The 18,609-nt window shown below is 58.0% G+C and carries 14 protein-coding genes; 8 read left to right on the top strand and 6 right to left on the bottom strand.

Going from position 1 to position 18,609, the window contains the following annotated elements:
- The first annotated feature begins 171 nt into the window (after positions 1–171).
- Positions 172–2,547 carry a mechanosensitive ion channel domain-containing protein gene (locus ACR0DX_RS10045; protein WP_170354820.1) on the top strand — a complete coding sequence of 792 codons (2,376 nt, stop codon included), beginning with the start codon at positions 172–174 and terminating at the stop codon, positions 2,545–2,547.
- Positions 2,548–2,635: 88 nt separating this feature from the next.
- On the opposite strand, the gene ACR0DX_RS10040 is transcribed toward ACR0DX_RS10045, so the two are convergent.
- From ACR0DX_RS10040 to ACR0DX_RS10020, 5 genes are read right to left on the bottom strand one after another with little or no spacing between them, the layout of a single operon-like run.
- Positions 2,636–3,991, bottom strand: coding sequence for a CoA transferase (locus ACR0DX_RS10040; RefSeq protein ID WP_170527411.1), 1,356 nt, complete (start codon positions 3,989–3,991; stop codon positions 2,636–2,638).
- Positions 3,988–5,142 carry an ABC transporter permease gene (locus ACR0DX_RS10035; RefSeq protein ID WP_170354822.1) on the bottom strand — a complete coding sequence of 385 codons (1,155 nt, stop codon included), beginning with the start codon at positions 5,140–5,142 and terminating at the stop codon, positions 3,988–3,990. The genes ACR0DX_RS10040 and ACR0DX_RS10035 overlap by 4 nt, the downstream gene beginning before the upstream one ends.
- Positions 5,139–6,167, bottom strand: a complete 1,029-nt coding sequence (locus tag ACR0DX_RS10030; protein ID WP_170354823.1) for an ABC transporter permease — start codon at positions 6,165–6,167, stop codon at positions 5,139–5,141. The genes ACR0DX_RS10035 and ACR0DX_RS10030 overlap by 4 nt, the downstream gene beginning before the upstream one ends.
- Positions 6,168–6,180: 13 nt before the next feature.
- Complete coding sequence (locus ACR0DX_RS10025) at positions 6,181–8,091, bottom strand: ABC transporter substrate-binding protein (RefSeq protein WP_480845997.1); 1,911 nt, start codon at positions 8,089–8,091, stop codon at positions 6,181–6,183.
- The gene (locus ACR0DX_RS10020) at positions 8,084–9,856 is read right to left on the bottom strand and encodes an ABC transporter ATP-binding protein (protein ID WP_170354825.1); all 1,773 of its coding nucleotides are present in this window, start codon (positions 9,854–9,856) and stop codon (positions 8,084–8,086) included. The genes ACR0DX_RS10025 and ACR0DX_RS10020 overlap by 8 nt, the downstream gene beginning before the upstream one ends.
- Before the next feature lie 200 nt (positions 9,857–10,056).
- On the opposite strand from ACR0DX_RS10020, the gene ACR0DX_RS10015 reads away from it, so the two are divergent.
- From ACR0DX_RS10015 to ACR0DX_RS09985, 7 genes are all read left to right on the top strand, one after another.
- Positions 10,057–10,587, top strand: a complete 531-nt coding sequence (locus ACR0DX_RS10015) for a class I SAM-dependent methyltransferase (protein ID WP_170354826.1) — start codon at positions 10,057–10,059, stop codon at positions 10,585–10,587.
- An 11-nt stretch (positions 10,588–10,598) separates the two neighbouring features.
- Positions 10,599–11,228 carry a glutathione S-transferase gene (locus ACR0DX_RS10010; protein WP_170354827.1) on the top strand — a complete coding sequence of 210 codons (630 nt, stop codon included), beginning with the start codon at positions 10,599–10,601 and terminating at the stop codon, positions 11,226–11,228.
- A 111-nt stretch (positions 11,229–11,339) separates the two neighbouring features.
- Positions 11,340–13,742, top strand: a complete 2,403-nt coding sequence (locus tag ACR0DX_RS10005) for a GcvT family protein (protein WP_480845994.1) — start codon at positions 11,340–11,342, stop codon at positions 13,740–13,742.
- Positions 13,743–13,744: 2 nt separating this feature from the next.
- Complete coding sequence (locus ACR0DX_RS10000) at positions 13,745–15,286, top strand: trimethylamine methyltransferase family protein (RefSeq protein WP_170354829.1); 1,542 nt, start codon at positions 13,745–13,747, stop codon at positions 15,284–15,286.
- On the top strand, positions 15,287–15,958 hold the full coding sequence (locus ACR0DX_RS09995; RefSeq protein WP_170354830.1) for a TetR/AcrR family transcriptional regulator: 672 nt from the start codon (positions 15,287–15,289) through the stop codon (positions 15,956–15,958).
- Entirely contained in the window at positions 15,955–17,259 is a 1,305-nt protein-coding gene (locus tag ACR0DX_RS09990) for an FAD-dependent oxidoreductase (protein ID WP_170354831.1), read from the top strand. The genes ACR0DX_RS09995 and ACR0DX_RS09990 overlap by 4 nt, the downstream gene beginning before the upstream one ends.
- Before the next feature lie 57 nt (positions 17,260–17,316).
- On the top strand, positions 17,317–18,048 hold the full coding sequence (locus ACR0DX_RS09985; RefSeq protein ID WP_480845991.1) for a hypothetical protein: 732 nt from the start codon (positions 17,317–17,319) through the stop codon (positions 18,046–18,048).
- On the opposite strand, the gene ACR0DX_RS09980 is transcribed toward ACR0DX_RS09985, so the two are convergent.
- Positions 18,045–18,404 carry a DUF3307 domain-containing protein gene (locus ACR0DX_RS09980; RefSeq protein WP_170355054.1) on the bottom strand — a complete coding sequence of 120 codons (360 nt, stop codon included), beginning with the start codon at positions 18,402–18,404 and terminating at the stop codon, positions 18,045–18,047. The two genes, ACR0DX_RS09985 and ACR0DX_RS09980, sit on opposite strands and share 4 nt — an antisense overlap.
- Between the last annotated feature and the right edge of the window lie 205 nt (positions 18,405–18,609).

Raw genomic sequence — 18,609 nt, 5'->3', positions numbered from 1 at the left:
GCACCGCGCTCCTCATATTCAGTTTTTGTCAGATTGGAAACACTCGACACGTGCCCATTGTACCGCGCACCCAGTAAAAAACCGTTCCCGAAAACAAGCGGTTGATGATTTGAACACGCAAATGTGCTTTTGTATTGTGCGTTGCAAATGTCGAACTGGATAGAATCCCCTATGAAACCAAGATTTGGTGCCATCCTTGCCCTGTTGATCTGGGCGACCACTTTGGTGTTTGCAGTCGGGGCCACAGCGCAGACCTCGCTTATACCTGGTTATACAACGAACTCTGATACTGCGGCATCTACGACCGAAGAGGGCGACCTGGCTACTGCTATCCGGTCGGCCACCGAGGCCGGAGCCAGTGTCATCGTTATCGACAGTGCGGGCAAAGTAGTGTCTTCGGGTCAACAAACAGTAGCGGCTGACGGTGCGGGCCCTTCAGACCCGATGTCTGATGGCTCTCAACTTATGAAAGCGCAGGAGAGGTTCTCTAAGTTCCGCGAGTCGATGCAATCCCGGCTCGAGGCGCTTCCCTATTCGATCTTCGAGGTCAAATACGTCCTGCGTCAGACCAGCCCCGATGGTCGGATACAGACCTATGTCGAGGTGCTGTTCTGGAACATCCTGTTCCTGCTGCTGGGGCGTTGGCTCTCAACCGAGATTTACGGCAAGCGCATTGCCAAAGGGATTGTCGTCGCGCGGTCCAAGGAAAACCCGCAAGGTTATCGCGAAAAAATGCCGTTTCTGGTGTTCCGCTTCCTTATGGGGATAGGGGGCACGATCTTTGCCATGCTGATGGCCCTGATCGTCGGGTTCCTGTTCTTTGGCGAGGCTGAGGACATCTCGATCCAGTTTACGGTAACCGCGATTTTCGCGGCCTTCTTCCTGTCGCGCACGGTCTCTGATCTTTGGCGCATGGTATTGTCACCTTATCTCAGCCAGTACCGGCTGCCGCCCTTTTCCGACCGGGACGCCAAGCGGCTTTATATCTGGGCATCGGCGATCGCGACTTACGACATTTCGGTCGTGATGTTTTCGACATGGGTTGCGGATTTCGGGTTGAACTACAACGTCTATGCCATGGTCTATGGCGGTCTGACTATGCTGGGCGCGTTGGGCAATGTTCTGATGATACTGTTCAACGGCCGCGCAATTTCCAATGCCATCCGGGGCGGGCGAGCCAAAGAACAAGTGTCATGGATACTGCGCTTTATCTCTTTGGCGTGGGCGCCAGTTTTGATCCTGTATATCGTTTTCAGTTGGTTCAAACTGGCCGTCGATCTTGTGCTGGAGAATGAAAACTCGATCCCTATTGTTGCCAGCAGCTATGCCATCTTCATGTCGGTCGTGATTGCTTATGGCGCAATGAACTATCTGCTCGAACGGTATTTTGACCGAAACCGTCAGATAGAAGAAATGAACGCCGAGGGTGAGGTCAGCCCAATGGAGGAGGTTATAGAGACCCCTCTGGCCGAAAAACGCGCGCATTCGATTGTGACCTATGAGGATCTGGCCCGTCGTGTGGCCGGTATTCTGGCCTTTGTGGTCGGCCTTTATGCGCTGGTTGTCATCTGGAACCCGGATGCCAGCTGGAGCGAGGAACTGCCCATCGAACGGTTCCTGGATGTGATGGTCATCATGTTCATCGGCTATATTCTGTTCCATTTCTTCCGCATCTGGATCGATACGAAGATCGCAGAAGAGATTGACGATGGCGGTGCCGAGGCCGAGTTGGGTGATGAAGGAGGTGAAGGTGGGCAGAGCCGCCTTGCCACTTTGCTACCCCTGTTCCGGGGGGCCATATTGGCTGTGGTCGTTGTCACCATTGTCCTGATCGCACTGATGGAGCTGGGCATCAATGTCAGCCCGCTATTTGCTGGCGCGGGTGTCGTTGGTCTGGCCGTGGGATTTGGCTCTCAGACCCTTGTGCGGGATATCTTCTCGGGGGCGTTCTTCCTAATGGATGACGCGTTTCGCAAAGGGGAATATATCGACATTGGCGATGTGAAAGGCACGGTCGAAAAGATTTCGGTCCGGTCGTTCCAGTTGCGCCACCACTTGGGTGCGCTGAACACCATCCCCTTTGGCGAGATCAAAGTGCTGACGAACTATTCTCGTGACTGGGTGATTATGAAGCTGCCCTTGCGGGTGACCTATGACACCGATGTCGAGAAGGTGCGTAAGCTGATCAAGAAGCTGGGTCAGCAATTGCTGAGTGACCCTGTGATCGGCGATAATTTCATTCAGCCGCTCAAGTCTCAGGGTGTGATCGAGATGCAGGATTCAGCGATGATCATCCGCGTCAAGTTCATGACCAAGCCTGGCGATCAGTGGCTGGTACGCAAGAAGGTCTATCAGGAAATTCGCGAACTGTTCGCGCGCGAAGGTATCCGCTTCGCCCATCGAGAAGTGACAGTGCGCTTGGCCGATGAAAAAGCTACCGAAGATCTGACGCCGAAACAGCGCGAGGCAGTAACGGGCGCTGTTCAGGCCGCGATTGACGAGGACTATCTGGACGATATCGGCCCTGGTGGAGGGGATGACAGGTAGGACGCGCTCCCGCCTCTTTTGGACACGTCTCTGACGAGACGCAGTCAAAAGCGTTGGGCCGGGCCGCGCGTTCCGCGCGGCGGTTGCGCTATGGTTTAAGCGAAGGCCAGATGGGATCAGACGTTCCCAGTTTGGAGGCAGGCCGGGACCAGATCATATCCGTGCCACCCACGCGAAGGGCTGGTTTGAGGCGATGGCCGACACCCCAGTCGGATTTCTCAGGGGTCGGCGCATAATCGGTTGGGTTGGCGCGAGTGATTTCATTTGAGGTTTCGGCTTTACCCAACACGGCCAGCAACTCGGCCGTTCGGGCCAGAGACAGTCGCGCCTGCATGATCGAATTGCCCAAGGCTGCTTCGGACAACGCCGACAGCGCTGCGGCCGCCATCAGATAGCCGGTCGCGTGATCTAACGCCTGAACCGGCAGCGGCGTTGGTTTATCTGCTTTGGCCCAGCTGCGCCCGGCATCCGCGATGCCCGCGCTCATCTGCACAAGGCTGTCAAAACCGCGCCGATTGGACCAAGGTCCCAGCCAGCCATAGGCATTCAAGGTGACTTCAATGCGGTTGGGTGCCAGCGCATCCCGTTTCGTCTGTGTCAGGCCAAGCGCGTCCAGTGCGCCGGGGCGATAACCATGCACGAACACATCCGCCTGAGAGAGAAGGTCTTGCACGGCTTCAAGGCCGGCGGGTGTTTTCATATCCAGAAAGGCGCAACGCTTGCCCAGCGAAACATCGGGGATCACGCCGGGTTCGTCCCAGCCAGGGGGGTCGATGCGTAGAACTTCGGCGCCAAACCCCGCCAGCGTGCGCGTCGCAATCGGGCCTGCAAGTACGCGGGTCATGTCCAGAACGCGTAACCCTGCCAACGGACGTTCGGCTGTCGCTTGCAGTCGGTCGCGTAACGTAACTTGACGCGGATTGTGCCAGCCGATCAACGGATCGCGGGAGACAGCCCGGCCCTGTGGATGTTCCAGCCATTCCGAGCGGCTACGCATTGCGGCTGTTGCTCCTCCCTCGGCCACTATGGCTGCTTCTAAATCGACGATAGACCATGTTCTGACTGCTTGGGCCACGGCATCCCTGTCAGGCTTGACCCTGAGAACTTTCAGGGCGGCCTGCCGATGGGCGGGCAGGTTCGTATGCAACCTGATCCAACCGTCGGATGCCTGATAGTCTCCGGCGATGGCGTCCCAGAGGCTGGGCATTTCCCACCCTTCCGGTTTGAACGAGAAACCGTACCAAAGCGAGGCCAAACGGTGATCAACCGTTAATTCGGGCGCGTCGCTGACAAGGTTCAGCGACTTCATCAATCGGATGAGTTCCTGACCGACGGCCGCAAAGCTCGCGGTTGCCAGCTCGGACACGGCAAAAGCGCTGGGCCGCGCCCCGCTGCCTGTCACGCGGTAGCTGTCGGAAGCGGGAAGCGCGGAGAGCAGGGTCATTGTTGATAGGGGTCCAGACTGTCACGCAGCCCGTCGCCAAGGAAGTTGAAGGCCAAAACCACCACGATGATTGGTAGCATCGGAATCGCTGTCCACGGGTAGATCTCGATCGACGCGAGGTTCTGGGCATCGTTCAACATTACGCCCCAACTGACGGCTGGAGCCCGCAAACCAAGTCCAAGGAAGGACAGTGCTGTTTCCCCAAGAATCATTGCAGGTATCGACAGCGTGGCCGACGCGATCAGATGGGACATGAAGTTCGGCAGTAGGTGCTTGCGGATCACGCGGCCCGAACTTGCGCCCATCATCTCGGCCGCGCGTACGTATTCTTCTTCGCGCAGCGACAGGAACTTGGCGCGCACGGATCGCGCAAGGCCAGGCCAGTCTAATATCCCAAGGATGATCGAGATGATGAAGAACACAGCCACGGGGCTCCAGTTCGAGGGCACCGCCGCAGACAAGGCCAGCCACAACGGCAGTTCGGGCAGTGACCGCAGAATCTCGATGACACGGTTGATGACCCAGTCGATCTTGCCGCCGAAATAGCCCGCCATCGACCCGAACAGGATGCCCAGGAAGAACGACACCGAGATACCGATCAGACCCACGGTCAGCGACAGTTGCGCGCCATAGAGAATGCGGCTGAAGACATCCCGACCCAGACGGTCGGACCCCCACAGGAAAAGCGTTGCGCCTTCGGGCGCACAGAACAAATGCGTGTCCGACTTGATCAGCCCCGCCAGCTTGTACTCGGCCCCTTCACAGAAGAACTGGAGCGGGCGCGGATCGCTGGTGTCGGTCACGGCTTTCCACTGGAAGGTCTCAAGGTCGGCCTCGATCACCGTCGGGTAGACAAACGGACCGACGAATTCGCCTTCGTGGAACCAGTTGACACTTTGGGGCGGGGCATAAAGATGCTCGTCATTGCGTTCATTCGCACCATAGGGGGCAATGAACCCAGCAAAGGGCAGCATCAGGTAGCACAGCAGCAGGAAGATGCCCGAAATCAGGCCCAGTTTGTGGGTGCGGAATTTGCGCCAGACCAGCAGCCAGTTGGGGGCGTCCAGATCGGCGCGCTCAAGTTGTTGCAGGGCGGCGTCTGGATCGAAGGGGGCATCGTCGACATAACGATCGTCAGAGCGTTTGGTCATGCTTCACGCCCCTCATACCGAATTCGCGGGTCCAGCATGACCAGCAAGATGTCTGAGATCATGGTCCCAATCAGCGTCAGCAGGGCCACAAACATCAGGATAAAGGCCGACAGGAACTGATCCTGCGTCTTGAGCGCCGTCAGCAGGGTCGGGCCGATGGTCTGCAAACCCAGCACCACCGATACCAGGACCGACCCCGATACCATAGAGGGCAGCAGGTTGCCAATATCGGCCACAAACGGGTTGAAGGCCACGCGCAGGGGATACTTGGTCAACATACGCGACGGAGCCATACCCTTCGCGATGGCGGTTTCCACATAGGGTTTGCCCAGCTCGTCCAGCATGTTCGCGCGTAGCCGCTGCATCATCGCGGACGCGCCCGAGGTGCCGATCACGAAGGTTGGAACAATCAGGTGGATCAGGATGGACTTCAGCTTGTCCCAGCTCATCGGCTGCCCCTCGTAGATCGGATCCATCAAACCCCCGATGGGTAGGTTGAAATATTGGTGACCGTAGTAGAACAAGATCAACGCCAGCAGAAAATTTGGCGTGGCCAGACCCAGATACCCTACGAAAGCCGAGGTATAGTCGATCCAGGTCCGTGACCGCGCCGCCGCGAGCACGCCCAGCGGCAGGGCGACGGCATAAACAAACAGGATCGCGGCAAGGTTCACCACAACGGTCAGCCACAGGGTGTCGCCCACGATCTCGGCTACGGGACGATCGAACTCGAAGGACCAGCCGTAGTTGCCTTGTATCAGGCCTTCAAACCCATGTGGCCCGGGCCAGAACCCCATCCAGATCAGGTATTGTTCCCACATCGGACGGTCCAGAGCATATTCTGTGCGTAGAAATTCCGCCTTGGCTACACCTGCAGACTGACCCGATGCCTGAAGCTCTGCGATCTGGTTGCTGAGGTAATCTCCGGGCGGCAGGTTGATGATAACGAAGATCAGCACTGACACCACAAGCAGCGTCAGCAGCATCGTGAAAAAGCGATACACCACGTAGCGCAGCATTATCATTTAGCTGCTCCTGTCAGTCGGCGAAGAAGAACTCGTCGGGTCGGTGAATGCCAAAATGCGCGCCGGGTTCCCATGCCCACATGGCCTGTTCGGGTACGTTGCGCAGACGGTTCGATACTACGACGGGTTGTGGGGCACCATTCAGGATACCAATCGCATAAAGCTGGTCAGCGTGGATCTTCAGCATCTCGGTCCACACGGCTTTGCGCTCATCATCTGTGGTCGCGATTTCCCAGTCATGAGCCAGTTCCATCAGCCGTGCGGCTTCAGGCATATCAGGGGCTTCCCCTACATCACCACCCGTTTGATAATACTGACCCCATTTCGGCCAAGCCAGAAACACCTGATCCGTTGGGGCCAGATAGGCAGGTGATGTGTGGGCTTGCGGAATGCCGTCATCCCAGCCGAACCAGACCGAGGCCATGGTGTTGCCCGCAAATACTCGGTTGCGCAGGATGTCGCGGTCCAGTGGGCGCATTACCAGATCAACACCAATCTCACGCCACGTATCTGTCACGATCTGCAGGGCATTCTCGACCTCCTGACGCTCGCCTGCGGTTTCGATGATCAGCTCCATCGGGCGACCGTCAGGCAGAAGGCGAACACCGTTCTTGTCGCGTTGGGTCAACCCGGCTTCATCCAGCAATGCGTTGGCCTTGTCGATATCATACTGCGCCCAAGCCTTGGCGTTTTCTTCGTTGTAGAAAGGAGAGGCTGGCAGGACCGACATCGCGCCCGGCTGTGCCAGTTTGAAATATAGCGCCTGATTTATCGTCTTGCGGTCGATGGCCAGCGAAAGCGCGCGCCGTACGCGCACGTCACGCAGTACATCACGCCAGCCTTCATCGGCATAGTTCAAGTTGGGATAAATCGCGATCTGGGACGCAACACCAGTTTTCCAAAGCAGTGTCTTGTAGTCCCCGCCGGCTTCACCTTTTTTCAGGATCGACGCATCCCGGAACGCCAGCCCGCGACCTTGAAGATCGGTCTCGCCTGCGTTGGTTTTTGCGGCAACCAGACCGGGTGCCACGATCTCCATCTCGACCACGTCGATATAGGGCAATTGGACGCCCTTGCTGTCGATACGGTGGTAGTAAGGATTGCGCACGAAATTATGCCGGATTTTTTTACCTGAGCTGGCGTTCAGCCAGGGTTGCAGCGTCGGCAACTCGTGATTGTCGAACTTATAGAGGTTGTCGAGTTTGTTGTGCAGTGCAGCCCAGCTTTTGACGCGGGCGTCTTCAACCTGAAAGGCCAGCTCCTCTGCATCTGCGAACTTCTCGTGGTATTGTTTCAAAAACTCAGATGGGCGGTAGATAAACGGCGGGCGGGCCTGAGCAAGCGACTGCAGGAAATCCGGGTTTGGGTCTCCCCATTCAAAAACAACGGTCGTTTCATCCGGGAAGGTGACGGTCGGTGTCTTGCCTTCGACGATCAGAAAATCCGGTGGTCCCGACGGGCTGAGCAATTCATTGTTTGCCACGTCCTCCCACCAATACCGGAAATCCTCGGATGTGAAGAGGGATCCATCCGACCATTTGTGGCCTTCGCGTAGGTTCAGAGTGAATTTCCGGTTGTCTTCGGTTTCAAAGGATTCCAGCAGATCGGGCACGATTTCGTAGTTCTCATCGAACCCTACCAACCGAGCGTAGCCATAGACGACCATCTGCCGGATGTCCTTCGAACGGGTAACCATGGTTCGCAAGGTTCCTCCCGGAGTGCCGAATTCGCGCCCCTTGGCGTTCAGATCGACGATCAATGGTTCGGCGGGTAGGCGTTCTTGCACAGGGGGGAGGTTTCCGGCAGCCACTTCGGCTTGCCAGAAAGCGCTTTCCTGCGGGGTGGGTGTCTCGGCCACGACGGGCGGAAACCAAAACGCAGACAGGGCGGCTGCCAGGATCAGGGGGCGAGGGGTCTTAAACATGGCATCGTACCTTATGGCCGGGCTCCATCTCTACCAACGAAGGTATCACGGAGTCCGTAAATCGGAAGGCGTCTTCCCAACTGTCGGGGGAACCGGCGCCCAAAGCAACCAAATTCAGGTCAATGGGCCGGTTGATGTCGGGTTCCGGTTGAGCGGCAATCAGCGCCTTTGTGTAGGGGTGGTGTGGGTTGTAGAACAGGGTCTCGGGCGGCGCTTGTTCCACCACAAGACCCCGGCGCATCACCGCAACTTCGTCGGCAATGCGGGCCACGACAGCAAGGTCGTGAGAAATAAAGAAGTAAGACAGGTTCAGGCTGTCCTGCAGGTTTTCCAGCAAGGTCAGGATCTGCTCTTGCACAGAAACGTCCAATGCCGAGGTCGGCTCGTCGCAGACAATCAGCTGTGGGTCCAGCATCATTGCCCGTGCGATCGACAGACGCTGTCTCTGGCCGCCCGAGAACGCATGCGGGTAGCGCTTTAGCATGTCGGCGTTCAAACCGACGCGTTTCAACATGTCTGCCGCTTTGTCACGTTGTTCAGCTGGTGAGCCGATATTGTGAATCTCAAGCGGCTCGGTCATGGCGTCCTGAATGCGCATGCGCGGGCTGAGTGAGCTGTAGGGGTCCTGAAACACCATCTGAGCCTTGCGCTGAAACGCGGTGCGCTGGGCGCGGGTCATTTTATGGACCGTGATCGGATCGGCGTCGGGCGCGGTGCGAAACAGCACCTCGCCGCCCGGATCGGGGGGCTCGGCCCCTAGTGCAATACGGGCTGCGGTGGTTTTGCCCGATCCGCTTTCACCGACGATGGCCAGTGTCTTGCCGCGCGCCAGATTCAGATCGACGCCCCGGCACGCATAGATCATTCGATCGCCCTGCCAACCCTTGCTGGAGCGCATCGTATAGGTTTTGGACACATCCTTCATTTGCAGGATGAGGTCCTCATGGGGCATGGGCAGCCCTACTGCGTCCTTTTCAGGAATCGCGGGCGCGGCATTGAACAATTGCTGCGTGTATGGATGCGCTGGCGCGGTCAGAATTGGCGCAGCGGCGCCGGCCTCCATGACGCGGCCTTTGTGCATGACGACCACTTGTTCGGCCATGTTCGCTACCACGCCCAGATCGTGTGTCACAAGGATAAGCGCCATGCCCGTCTCGCGCTGCAGCTCCTTGATTAGCCCCAGCACCTGAGCCTGAGTGGTCACGTCCAACGCGGTGGTCGGCTCATCCGCGATCAGCAGCTCTGGCTTGGCGACCATCGCCATCGCGATCATCGCGCGTTGCCGCATCCCGCCGGACAGCTCGAACGGATAAGAATCATAGGCACGCTGCGGGTCGGGGAATCCCACGCGTTCGAATTGGGTCAGAACCTCTTTGCGGGCTTGCGCCTCGGATGCGCCGCGGTGCAACCACAGAACTTCGCTGACCTGATTGCCGATTTTGTGCAGCGGCGACAGCGACCGCATAGGTTCCTGAAAGATCATCGAGACCCGATTGCCGCGAATGTCGCGCATCTGGCGCTCGCTTATCGCGGTCAGGTTTTCCATGCCTTTGGAATCATTCAGAGTAATGGTCCCGCTGCGAATTTGCGCCGTGCGTGGGAGGATCCGAAGTGCTGCGCGGCACGAGATGGTTTTGCCAGAGCCGGACTCGCCCACCAGTGCCAAAGTCTGCCCGGCCTCGACGTCAAAACTGACACCTTGAACAACGGCCTCACCAGCACCGAACCCGATGCTAAGATCCCTGACAGACAACAACGCAGTCATGCGGGTTTTCCACCCGTTCGGCCGTCACTCGGCATAGGCTTGATCAACTCCCCGTGTTTTTTGACGCAGTTTCGCGCGGTTGCCCCTGTTTAGTCAAACCCGTTCTTGTGTTGAAATGTCGCGGAAATATGAAACTGCGGCGAAATTGCCTACACAAACCCTTGATGATTTGTCATCACAGGTGGTGTCGTTGCCTTGTTATGCGACGGCAACTATCAAGGAGAGATTTCCCAGTGTCCGATCCCCAAAGTCGTCTTGATCTGTTTATCGACCGTATGGTCTCGCAAAGGGCTTGTCTGGACTTTGCCATTGACCAGACCCAGGACATGCCGGGACCGGTGTTCGAATTGGGGCTGGGCAATGGTCGCACCTATCATCACATGGTGCAGTATGTGCGGAACCGACCGGTCTATGTGTTCGAACGCGCGGTCGCGTCGCACCCGGACTCGACACCTCCGGACGATCTGGTGATTCTGGGGGATGTCCGCGAGACGTTGCCGGCATCGCTGGACCGTTTTGGCGCAACCGCCAGCCTGATTCATGCTGACCTTGGCGGGCATAACCGCGAAAAGAACGACGCTTTCGCGCGGTTTGTATCCCCTCTGATCGAGCCGTTGCTGGCCGAGGGCGGACTGATGGTGTCTAGTGACCGTATGTATTTTGACGGATTGACCGAGTTGTCTTTACCCGACGGGGCCGTCGCGGGGCGCTGTTTCGTCTATCGCCGCTGAAGGGGATGCCAATGCTGTTTTATGATTGCTCGACCGCACCTAATCCGCGCCGTGCGCGGATGTTCATAGCTGAAAAAGGGCTTGAAATTGAAACGCGTGACATCTCGATCGCCAAAGGCGAGCAGATGAGCAATGAATTCCTTGCGGTCAATCCAAATGGCACTATTCCCGTACTGGTTACAGATGAGGGGACCGCGTTGACCGAAAACCTTGGCATCGCGGCATACCTCGAAGCCCGCTTCCCCGAGCCGCCGCTGATGGGCCGTACATCTGACGAAAAGGGGTTGGTTCTGATGTGGAACAGTATTGTCGAACAGCAAGGGGGTGCGCCGGTCGCCGAGGCGCTGCGCAATACCCATCCCGTTTTCGAAGGTCGCGCGATTCCCGGCCCGGCGAATTATGCGCAAATCCCGGAATTGGCCCAACGCGGGATCGAAAGGGTGAGGCGATTCCTCGACATGCTCGAAGGGCGCTTAGCGGAAAGTGCCTATGTCGCAGGTCCGGAGTTTACCCTGGCTGATATCTCGGCCTTTGTATTTGTAGATTTTGCCCGCGTTATAAAAATGCGAATTCCGCAAGAAAACAAAGCGACTCAGGCATGGTTCGATAAGGTCGCAGCGCGCGCCAGCGCCCAACTCTAATTTCGTTGAATTCAATCAACACAATTCGTCGTCACGAACTGTACATAAATGTCTAGACAGAAGTGAACAGTGCGTCTAGCGTCCCGTTTAAGTCATGCAGGGGAGAGCGGGATGAAGTCTCAGTATCGCGTTGTGGTTATCGGAGGCGGGGTCGTAGGCGCTTCGGTTTTGTATCATCTGGCCAAGTTCGGCTGGTCGGATGTGGTGATGCTTGAGCGACGACGGCTGGCCTCGGGGTCATCGTGGCACGCAGCGGGCGGTATTCACGCGCTGAATGCCGATCCAAACATGGCGGCGCTGCAAGCCTATACGATCGACCTGCTGAGTGAGATCGAGAAAGAATCAGGCCAGAATATCGGTTTGCACATGACTGGTGGTTTGACATTGGCAGGTACGCCCGAACGGTGGGAGTGGTTGCAGGCGAATTACCGTATTTTCCAGTCCATCGGCATTGATGACTGCGAATTGCTGTCGCCGGAAGAGGCGCAGAAACGCTGCCCGATCATGTCCACCGATGGCGTCTTGGGCGCGATGTGGGCTGATCGCGAAGGCTATATCGACACTACCGGTACGGTCCAGGCCTACGCGACGGCGGCGAAAAAGCGCGGTGCGGAATACTATGAGGAAACCAAGGTCGAAAGCCTGACGCAGACGGCCGATGGGTGGGAGGTTGTGACCGACAAGGGCACGATCACCTGCGAACATGTGGTCAACGCGGCGGGGCTCTGGGCGAAGCAGGTCGGGCGCATGGCGGGGGTAGAACTGCCGGTTTCTCCGCTGAAACACCACTATCTGATCACCGATACCGTGCCCGAGGTCGCGCAGGCAGATTTCGAGATGCCGATGACCGTGGACCTAGAAGGCTTCACCTATATGCGGCAGGACCAGAAAGGCGTTCTGGTCGGTATCTACGAGGTCGAGCACGAACACTGGGCCATGGATGGCGCGCCGTGGAACTATGGCGAGGAACTGTTTCAAGAACAGCTGGATCGGATCGAGAATGAGCTGACGCTGGGTTTCGAACGCTACCCCTCGATCCAGAATGTGGGCATCAAGACTTGGGTGAACGGCGCCTTCACTTTTGCGCCGGACGGCAACCCTCTGGTCGGGCCGGTGCCGGGCAAGCGTGGCTATTGGTCAGCCTGTGCTGTGATGGCCGGGTTCCTGCAGGGCGGCGGCGTTGGTAAAACACTGGCCGAGTGGATGATCCATGGTGAGCCCGAAGCCGACGCGTGGCCGATGGACGTGGCCCGCTTTGGCGATTTTGCGCAAAACAAACGCTATATCCGCGAAACCACGGGGCAGTTCTATTCACGCCGCTTCGTGATGACCTATCCGAACGAGCAATTGCCTGCGGGGCGTCCTCTGAAAATGGCCCCGGCGCATGATGCGATGACTGAAGCCGGGTGTAAGTGGGGCGTCAGCTGGGATCTGGAAGTGCCACTCTATTTTGCGCCGAAAGGGTTCGAGGAAACGCCAACCCTGAAACGGTCAAACGCGCATGACATCGTAGCTGAGGAGTGCAAGGTGATCCGCGAGGGTGTCGGTTTGATGGATATTACCGGCTTCTCGCGGTTCGAAGTCAGCGGCCCCAGCGCGCAGGTTTGGCTGGACAGGGTGATGGCTTCGAAACTGCCTGCGCCGGGGCGTGCCAAGCTGGCCCCGATGCTGGGTGAGAACGGGCGGCTGAAGGGTGACCTGACCGTTCTGAACTGGGGCGACGGGACGTGGTGGATCATGGGCAGTTATTACCTGCGCGCCTGGCACATGCGGTGGTTCGATGACCACATGATCGACGGTGTCTCGGTCCGCGATCTGGGCGAAGAATATTGCGGGTTTGCGGTGGTTGGCCCTAAATCGCAGGCGGTGGTCGAGAAGCTGGCCGAGCAGGATATCTCGGGCCTGAAATTCATGGGCTGCGGCGAGTTCGATATCGGTCTGGTCCGCGCCCGTGTAGCCCGCATGTCGGTAACAGGCGAGAAAGGGTACGAGATCAACTGCCGTTATGGCGACCACATAAAACTGCGTCGGATTTTGCTGGAAGCCGGGGCCGACGAAGGCATCCGAGAATGTGGCTTCAACGCGATGCTGTCCACGCGGCTTGAAAAGAGCTTTGGCATCTGGTCGGCGGAATTCACTCAGCTTTATACGCCGGGGATGACTGGAATGGATCGCTGGATCGACTGGGATAAATCCTTTGTCGGCAAAGAGGCTGCCTTGGCGGAACGCGACGGCAACGGACCGGCCCAAGTGCAGATCACGCTGGAGGTCGACGCATCGGACGCTGACGCCAGCGGGTACGAGCCCATCTGGGCGGACGGCGAACGCGTGGGCTTTGTGACCTCGGGCGGGTACGGCCACTATACCGGCAAATCGCTGGCAATGGCGCTGGTCAACCGGGACAAGGCCGAGCCGGGGACCGAATTGTCAGTGCATGTGGTCGGTGTCGAACGCTCTGCACGGATCGTTGCGCCATCACCGTACGACCCGCAAGGCAAAGCGATGCGAGGCTGAACATGGAAGCTCAACGTGGCAGACGCAGGCGGGGACGGGGGACCGAGGCCGCCCCCGCACCCAAACGGGATGTGAATTACCGCCAGCTCAGAAACCCGTTTCCGCCGATGGAGGTGTTCTCGGCGGATCAGATCGCCGACATGCACGCGTCGTCCTTACGTCTGTTGCAGGAACTGGGCATCAAGGTGCTGCTGCCCGAAGCGCGGACGTTGTTCGCCAAGGCAGGGGCCAAGGTCGATGAAGACACCGAGATGGTGTTTATTGGCAAGGATATGGTCGAGGCCGCTGTCGCCTCGGCCCCCAAATCCATCGCTTGCCGGGCAGGGGCGCGGCATCGGGATTTCACGCTGGAACTGGGATCGTTGGTCTTTCAACCTGGTGCTGCGGCCCCCAACGCCACCGATCTAGAACGCGGGCGGCGGCCGGGATCGGGACGCGACTATCTGGAATTCCTGAAGCTCACCCATCATTTCGACGTGTTCCAGATGATCTCGCCCCTGGTCGAACCGCAGGACGTGCCGACCAACGTGCGACACTACTTCACGACGCGCGCGCAGATGGAGCTGACGGACAAGTTCCCTTTCTTCTTCTCGCGTGGAAAACCGCAGGTTTTGGACAGTTTTGAGATGCTGTCTATCGCACGAGGGCTTTCGGATGACGAATTCCGGGGTAACGCGCATTGTTATACGATCATCAACACCAACAGCCCGCGCACGCTGGATATTCCGATGGCGCAAGGGTTGATCGACTTTGCGCGGCACGGCCAAATCTCGATCATCACACCGTTCACGCTAATGGGCGCGATGGCTCCGATCACCGTGGCGGGCGCTATCACTCTGTCCCATGCCGAGGCGCTGGCCGCGCTGACCCTGACGCAGCTCGCCAACCGCGGCGCGCCGGTGTGTTATGGGACGTTCACAAGTAACGTAGACATGAAATCGGGCGCGCCTGCCTTCGGGACGCCTTCGCACTTTCAGGCGTCCTTGGCGGCGGGGCAGTTGGCGCGGCATCTGGGCCTTCCGTGGCGGTCGGCTGCAGGCTCGGCCTCGAACATCAATGACGTTCAGGCGGCGAATGAAAACCAGTTCGGCCTGTGGGGCTGTCTGATGGCCGGGGCAACCGTGATCATCCATTCGGCCGGGTGGCTCGAAGGCGGCTTGACCGTATCCTACGAAAAACTGGTCAGCGATGCCGAAGTGCTGAACATGGTGGCCGAGCTTTGCAATGGCGCGCAAGCTGGCGCGTCCGAGATCGGGTTCGATAGCGCGCTGCGCGAGGTCGACCCCAGCGGACACTTCTTCGCCACCAGCCAGACAATGGAGCGTTATAACACCGAGTTCTACCAACCCCATCTGCACGACTATGCCAATTTCGGCACGTGGACGGAACGCGGATCGGTCGATGCCAACCATCGCGCGACCGGGGTCTGGAAGGACATCCTTGCCAATTTCGAATCCCCCGTTCAGAACTCTGACCGGCTGGGCGATCTGCACGACTTCATTGCCCGACGCACAGAGGAGGGCGGTGCGCCGCCCGAGAGTTGAATGAGCAAACCGATCCTGCACCGCGACGACCCCGAGGCCGAGCCTCTGGTGGGTAACATAAAGGTCACGCGCGACGACTGGTTGAACGTGGCGATGGACGTACTGATCTCGGACGGGATCGACCAGATCAAGGTGCTGAATCTGGCCGAGCGGATGGCGGTGTCGCGGTCTTCGTTCTATTGGTATTTCAAATCGCGGCAAGAGCTGCTGGACGCGTTGTTGGCACGCTGGCAGGCGACCAACACCGCCGGGTTGATCCGTCAGGCCGAGGCCCCGGCAGACACTATCACGGGCGCGGTGTGCAATGTGCATCGCTGCGTGGTGAACACCGATCTGTTCGACACCGCGTTGGATTTCGCCATACGCGACTGGGCGCGTAAATCGGGCAAGGTGCGCCGTGCGCTGGATCAGTCGGATGCGCGGCGGCTAGAGGCTTTGCACGCCATGTTCGCGCGCTATGGCTATCCCGAGGTCGAGGCCGAGACCCGGGCCCGCGTGCTGTATTACATGCAGATCGGATACGATCTGGCGCAACTGAACGAACCCATGTCTGTGCGGATCGCCATGGTGCCGCACTATTTGTTTGTCTTCACTGGGGTTGAGCCGCGCCGTGAAGAGATCGAGGAATTCAGCGCCTATTCCCGGCGCTACTGGACAGGAGACCCGTCATGACCCAACCAGACGCAATCATCATCGGAACGGGCGTGATCGGCGCAGCTATCGCGTTCGAGATGGCCAAGGCCGGGTGGAAAACCTTGTCACTGGATCGCAATACCCAAGTGGGGCATGGCTCAACCGCAGGGTCATGCGCGATTATTCGGATGCATTACTCCACCTTTGATGGCACTGCTTTTGCGTGGGAGGGCTATCACTATTGGCGCGACTGGGCCGCGTATCTGGGCTTGCCAGAAAACGCTAATCTGGCGCAGTTCCGCGAGACCGGGTGCCTGGTGATGAAGACCGAGGCCAACGGGATGTTGGAAAAACACATGGTTAACAGCGCGGATCTGGATTGCCCGTTTGAGGAATGGACACCCGAGAAGATCACGGAACGCCTGCCCGTCTATTCCATGGACAGTTTCACACCGCCAAAACGCATGGACGATCCTGAGTTTGGCCAGTCCAACGGACGGAAGATGCAAGGCGGAGTGTTCTGGCCGCAGGCTGGTTACGTGACCGACCCGGCATTGTCGGCGCAGAACCTGATGGATGCCGCCAAACAGCACGGGGCCGAGGTGCGAACAGGGGCCGAGGTGGTTGAAATTCTGACGGAGGACGGGCGCGTAGCTGGGGTCAAGCTGGCCAATGGTGAGGAAATCCGTGCCAAGGTGGTAGTGAATGTGGCCGGGCCGGGGTCGGCCATCATCAACGGTATGGCAGGGGTGCTGGATGATATGACCATCGAGACGCGTCCTCTTCGGCAAGAGGTCGTGCATGTGCCTGCGCCCGAAGGGTTCGATTTTGAAAACGGTGGCACCATCGTCTCCGACAGCGACATCGCGCTGTATTGCCGCCCCGAGCATGGCAACCACATCCTTGTGGGCTCGGAAGACCCGGAGTGCGATCCGCATCAGTGGTGCGAGGATGATGTCAACTACAACCGTGATTTCACCGACCAATGGACCACGCAGGCGATGCGCTATGCTCAGCGGGTTCCTAGCCTCGGCATCCCGTCTAAGACGCGGGGCGTGGTGGACCTATATGACGCCTCGACCGACTGGATTCCGATCTATGACAAATCCAGCCTGCCGGGGTTCTATATGGCCTGCGGCACAAGCGGGAACCAATACAAGAATGCGCCAATTGCCGGCAAGATGATGGCTGCTCTGATAGACTATGTCGAAGGTGGCGCTGATCATGACGCCCAACCGCTGCAGTTTACGTTGCCCTATATCAATCGCGCGATCGACGTGGGGTTCTATTCCCGGAAACGCCCGATCAACGAGGAAAGCAGTTTTTCAGTTTTGGGGTAGTTTAACGCGTAAAACGCTCTAACCTTTCTGGGGACTGCAACAAGGCAGGACCCCAGAATGACCGATACTCAGACCCGAGTTTTGATTCTTGGAAGCGCGCCGTCTGCCGTTGCAGCGAAGGATTGGGAGCGTTCGCCATTTACGCACATAGTCGCGATCAACAACGCCTGGCGTATTCGTAATGATTGGGATGTACTGATCCACCCCGAGGACTTCCCGGTCGAGAACAGACCCACCGCGACGCTTAGCAGTCAATCCATTGTTGGTGCCGCAGACTACGTACCTTTGCAAAATGACTATGGTGGGTTCGTCTACGCGGGCGGCACGATGGCCTTTACCGCAGGGTACTGGGCACTGGCTGCGCTGCGCCCCTCTGTGTTGGCATATTTCGGCTGTGACATGGTATATCCCAGCGCTGGAAAGACACATTTCTATGGAACCGGGGCGGCCGACCCTTTGCGTGCTGACGTTACGCTCAGGTCGCTTGAAGCAAAATCGGCTCGGCTTGGGTTGTTCGGTGCTGCTCAGGGATGTCGGATCGTGCGGCTTTCCAACGGGGAAAGCAGGCTGGTTTATCCTTCGGTCGCTTCGACATCGCTTGGTTCGGTCGATCTGCCGTGCACGCATGGGATGAGTGCGGCATTACTGCGTGAAAAAGAGCTGGGTTACTACGTGCCGTCGGGTCGCTATTGGGAGCATTCGGATGCGTTTGACACCGACCGAATAGATGAATTGGACAAGATGTGGCTGTCAGCTTACCGGCAGAGTGCGTTGGGTAAGGTCGCCTAAGCTGCGAATTTCACCCAGGCCCAGACCATTGCGACATAGGTTAGATTGTGCAGGCACTGATCCAGCCCGGCCGCGCGCCAAAAGGCCGCTTGCGTTGGCATTAGTTGCTTTTTGTCGGAATAGCTGGCCTTTGCGAAATCAATATTGAAATGAACGATCCATTCCAGTGCGGCGATGATAAGAATAAATGCCCAAGGCGAGCCAAATAGTAGGAAAACAATGACGGACCCCACAACATGCACTGCCGCATGTTGTGCGCGTCCCATATGAAAATATTCCCCGCGTCCCGCCAGCATTTTCGGCGTTTGGAGGTAATAGTCCGCGAACATATGTTTGATCTGCAATAAGCAGAGCATCAAAAACACTGCGCCTAAATTGGCAGGCAAATTAATCCTCCCGACATCGTCCTGATTTAAACACTAGGCGGTAACTTGTGGTTGCGCAAATGAACTTGTTCACATTCGGCGAAAATCTGATCAAATTGGAAACTGTTTGCGTCGCTGGCCACGATTGCGGTAAATTCAAACCATTGGATTTGCGACAATGTCGCCAAGATCGGGT

It is taken from the genome of Ruegeria sp. D3, assembly GCF_056534465.1.
Note: the sequence above shows the minus strand (reverse complement) of the source record. Positions and strands in the feature narration are given on the sequence as shown.